Genomic DNA, 4,564 nt, shown 5'->3' on the forward strand with positions numbered 1-4,564 from the left:
CTATTTGGTGGCCGCTCGCCTGTGGGCTTTGCCACCTCCGGGGTGGGTCATTTTTGGATGATCACACCGGGTCAGTTTTGAATGCACATTGACAGTCCAACGCCGGCGGTTGCGTCGCGAATGGATCGGCTCCACCTGCTCGCGCCGGCGATGTCATGGTAGCAGCACGATCTTTCCAAGGCATCGCTTCTCCTGGAACGCCCTCTGCGCGTCGGCAATCCGGTCCAGCGGGTAGGTTTCGGCGAGCAATGGCCGGATTTCCCCACTCTCGATTTATCAGACCAGGTTCGCGAACGCCGGATCGCCTCACGCGGTGCAGCTGATCAGCGTGGTGATATCCTTGAGATACGTGTCGCGCATGTCGAGTTCGACGATCGGGCCGGCAATGGCGCCCGACGAGGCATAGCGCCGTCCGCGGCGCAGCAGTTTCAGCAGCGTGCCGAAGCTGCGGACGGCGACGTTGCCCACTACCACGTCCTCGCTTTGGGGCAACTTCCGGCCGGGCGCGAGCACTTGCCAGGATCGGTGCGAAAGACCAGACTTCTCTTCGAAGACAATCTGACGGGAGATCCCCGCCAAAAAAGGACCCTTTGCCCCAATGCCGACCTATCACGACCTACGCACTACTGATGATCTTGAGGAGCGCGACTACGCGCAGGTCTTCCCGGGGCTCGATGAGAATGCGCGCAAGCGGATCATAGATGGCGTGCTTCGACTGAAGGGAGCGTTGCACGTTGAACTTCCACCTCGCCGAACCGACGGCAACCTGCTCTTTGCAAGCTGGAATATCCGCGTGTTCGGCGACCTTTCGGGGCGTCTTCCAGTGGCCTATCACTGGATCGCCGAGGTCATCTCGCATTTCGATCTGGTGGCCATTCAGGAAGTCAAACGCACCTTGAAGGATCTCGATATTCTCATGCGCCTGCTCGGGCCCCATTGGGGGTACATGATGACGGACATCACGGGCGGGCCGGCGGGCAACAAGGAGCGCTCGGTCTATCTCTACGACAAGCGGCGCGTGCAGCTGTCCGGACTTTCCGGTGAAGTCGCCGCCTGGCCCGAGCTGCGCGCGGGCCTCGCCTTCGAAAGCGCGAGGCCACCCGAACAATTGTCGCGCGCGCCGCATGTGACCGGGTTCATCACCGGCTGGAAACGCTTTTCTCTCGTGAACGTCCATCTGGCGCCGGGCGACGGCACCGAAGACGTTCGGTATCGGCGCGACGAGGTGCGCCTGCTTCTGGCGGCACTTGCCGAGGCTCGCGACGACATGTGGACCGAAAACCTCATCCTCGTGGGGGACATGAACCTTTACGCGGCGCGCGACGGCGATACGGCCGCTCTCCTGGAGAGTGACGGGTATGTCGAGCCGCAAGCGCTGCTGGGTCTGCCCACGAACGCCGCCGGAACCGAGATCTACGACCGCATGTTTCTAAGCTCCAACGAGTATTTCCGACTTGGCACGCGGTCGAATGGCGCCCCGAGTGGCGGCACGCTCGATCTCTTCGCGCATGTCTTCCGCGATGCCGACAAGCCGAGCTATCGCGATGCGGTCATCTCGGACTATGGTGGATCGCGTGACATCGCCGGGGATGAGGATGTCTTCGACTCTTACTGGCGCGTGCACTGGCGCACCCGCCAGCTTTCCGATCACCTCCCGATCTGGATCGAGCTTGAAACCGATGACTCGGTGGCCTTCCTGACCTCAAAGAGGCCCGGCTAAGCCCTGCCAGTCGACCCTGCCGTCCCGCTCGAGAGAAAGCTCGGCAAGCAGTTCGGCAAGGAACGGAGGATCCGATGGCAGATGAAGGCCCGCATTTATGGCAAGTGCCTTTCTGTTCGCGCTGGCAGAGAAAGCCCGGATCCTCCCCTCGCAAGGAAGACCCGCGGTAGACAAAGACGGCCCAAACCAGCCATTAAACTATTGCCTATTCTGCTGCGATGCGGCGCGTCAGACCGGTCACTCGCGCATCGCGCAGCATTTTGGCGGCTTGACGTCGAGAGTTTGGGGCTGCTGGAGGCGCGCCATCCAGCGGCGACAAATCTGACGAGGAAGAAAGCGCGCGTGAACTTCGGTGCTATGGAAATTGTGCGCTACGGCATCGGCAATCGATGCGCCGAACGACCCTCCGTTTGGTCGTTGAGGTGCCAGCCCCACCATTTCGGACGCCGGCCCGTAAGATCGTCGGACACAATGACGTAATCGAGACGCGCGGTCGGGTATTCATTTCCGCGCGGGGCGAAGCCGCTTCGCCCTGCTTTCCGGAGCCGCGATAACCTTTGTGTATTACACGCACAGCGGGTATCCTCAGGTATGGACGTCTTTTCAGGGAGAGATAATATGAACCATAGATTTGTTCTGAGCGCCGCACTCGCCGTACCGCTCGCATGGCCGGCGGCCGCGCAAGACACCGGCGACAGCCCGGCCAACGCGCTGCAAAAGCGGATGTTCTACCGCAGTTTCGTGCAGGATGCGCCAGCGTGCCGCCAAAGCGTTGCGGCGGTGGACGGCAAGGCCATGTTCCAGGGCCCGGTCGCAGGCTCGGCGGCGGCGACATGTCCTGACGCTTTTGCATGGACGCAATTCGCCTCGGCGGTATCAGAGGGCTTCTGGAACTGGGGGACCGACCAGACGGGCTGGCCGGCAAAGCCTTGGCCGATCTGCACCAGCGACCAAAGCTATCCCGCGGAGCAATGCTGCGAGCCCGGCACGGTGCCTGCCGAGCAGCCCGACGCATGCCCGGTGTTCCGCGCCGATTACGACCCGCCGAGCCCGCTGGCGATTTCGCTCAGCGGCAACCCGTCGAACGACGTCCGCTCGCACCACGCGCTGAACCTCGCCGACCAGATCGACCCGGCGCGGGTATTGCGCGATCTCGAGCTGGAACTGGTCTTCCGCAACAAGGCGATGATCGACTACATCTACCGCGAAGACCTCTACACCACCGAGGGCCTGGCGGCGCGCAACCGCGCCCAGAACGCAGCCCTGGACGATGGCGATCTCGCCGCCGCGCATGGTCTCGAGGTCCGGTTTCCGGTCGACTCGGTGATGGTCAAGGCCGACTTCATCCACCAGACGGTCATGGCCGATCTCGGCCTGATCCCCAGCCTCAAGACCGAAAGCCAAGGTGACGACGTGGCCGAGCCTCGGACGCCCCGGGGCGAGGTGCCGCCCAACAACGCGGATTATCCCTATCTGACGATGTACCTCGCGGACGCGCCCGGCGCCGATCCAGACAAGTCGGGCTATTACTACATGGTGGCGATGACCAATGCGTCGAAGGAGCTGCCGATCTGGCATTGGTATGCGATGGAGCATGTCGCCAATCTGGGCCGGTGCGACTACATCGGCTGCAACGACAGCTTCGGCTACACGGCCGACGACCAGGATGGGACCGCGGCGGTGTTCGGACCCTCCTACATCCCGCCGATGACGATCCTGAACGACGACCGGGCGCCGGACCCCGTCAGGGGCGAGATCAACGACCCGCTCTTCGTGACTGGGCAGGTCTATTCGCCCGAGATCACCGGCGAGGCGCCCACCGAGCCGTTGACGGCGCTGCTGGACGGGATGGGCGTTGGCGTCGGCGGGCCGGATTGCACGCCCGACCCAACAATGCTGCAGGCTTGCGACCCGGTCTGGCGCAACTACAGGCTGAAGGGCACGCAGACCACGTTCAACACGGCCGGCGGGGTTCCGACCGGCATGGGCGCCACCGTGACCGAAGGCGGCTTCGTCAACTCGGCCTCGTGCACCACCTGCCATTCCCAAGCCTCGGTGGACGGGTTTGGCAACATCGGGATGCAGGGTGTCGGCGCAAGCTGGACCACCAACCTTCTCGGCTATGGCCGGGTCGAGATGGGCACACCTAACATGGCGTGGTTCTACGCCAATGGCGGGCCCTCGGTGACAGCCACCCAAGTGGACTTCGTCTGGGGCACCTTCAATGCGAAATGCGTCAACCCGGCATCGGATGATCAGAAGGCGCAGCTGTCCGACGTGCCTTGCGCGCTGGACAGCTACTCGTCTGCACCGGCCGTCGTGCCGGCACAATAGGGTCGGGCCGGACCAAGGCTCAGCCCCGGCTATGAGCCGGGGCTGGCGCCTCGTCGGCCGACTTGCCTATCCCAAGGGATCGGCGGCAGCCCCATCCGCGCCTGCACGGAGATGGCAAGCGCATTCTGTGCGTCAGCCGCCGCATTCTCTTCGCGATGATCCGAACCTTCCCGCGTTCAAAGGCGCCGCACTTGTCCCGGTTATGGATGGTCACTGCGCATTATGTCCCCGGGGGGGGGCGAATAATTGCGCGGCTTGATAAGGACAGTGCGTTTCGCATCTGCCCTGTGCAGTCCTCGATCGGAAGCGCACGGGCAAGACATTACCGGATAAGGACAGTGCGTTTCGCATCTGCCCTGTGCAGTCCTCGATCGGAAGCGCACGGGCAAGACATTACCGGCTTGAGCCCGGTGATCCGTAAGCGCGATCTGGGGCCCACCTTCTTCTGACTTATGATTTCTGGGAATCCGTCCCTGTCTTGGAATAGGGAAGGAGTTTCTCCGTGGAGGA

At 63.0% G+C, this 4,564-nt stretch carries 4 protein-coding genes; 2 read left to right on the forward strand and 2 right to left on the reverse strand.

Annotation, left to right across the window (positions count from 1 at the left end):
- Positions 1-153: 153 nt before the first annotated feature.
- Positions 154-273, reverse strand: coding sequence for a zinc-binding dehydrogenase (locus V8324_RS21120; protein ID WP_336421873.1), 120 nt, complete (start codon positions 271-273; stop codon positions 154-156).
- Between the two features lie 33 nt (positions 274-306).
- The gene (locus V8324_RS21125; protein WP_336421870.1) at positions 307-579 is read right to left on the reverse strand and encodes a hypothetical protein; all 273 of its coding nucleotides are present in this window, start codon (positions 577-579) and stop codon (positions 307-309) included.
- Positions 580-598: 19 nt separating this feature from the next.
- Here V8324_RS21125 and V8324_RS21130 point away from each other — a divergent pair, with 19 nt between their 5' ends.
- A complete protein-coding gene (locus V8324_RS21130; RefSeq protein ID WP_336421871.1) occupies positions 599-1,720 on the forward strand; it encodes an endonuclease/exonuclease/phosphatase family protein in 1,122 nt (373 codons plus the stop codon).
- Between the two features lie 618 nt (positions 1,721-2,338).
- Positions 2,339-4,054, forward strand: coding sequence for a hypothetical protein (locus V8324_RS21135; protein ID WP_336421872.1), 1,716 nt, complete (start codon positions 2,339-2,341; stop codon positions 4,052-4,054).
- The last annotated feature ends 510 nt before the right edge of the window (positions 4,055-4,564 follow it).

Origin of the sequence: Roseovarius sp. D22-M7 (genome assembly GCF_037083785.1) — a bacterium.
Lineage (GTDB): Bacteria > Pseudomonadota > Alphaproteobacteria > Rhodobacterales > Rhodobacteraceae > Roseovarius.

What these genes read in the sequence shown, in the direction of transcription:
- V8324_RS21130 (WP_336421871.1), top strand. Translation starts at nt 599, where the DNA reads ATGCCGACCTATCACGACCTACGCACTACTGATGATCTTGAGGAGCGC.
- V8324_RS21135 (WP_336421872.1), top strand. Translation starts at nt 2,339, where the DNA reads ATGAACCATAGATTTGTTCTGAGCGCCGCACTCGCCGTACCGCTCGCA.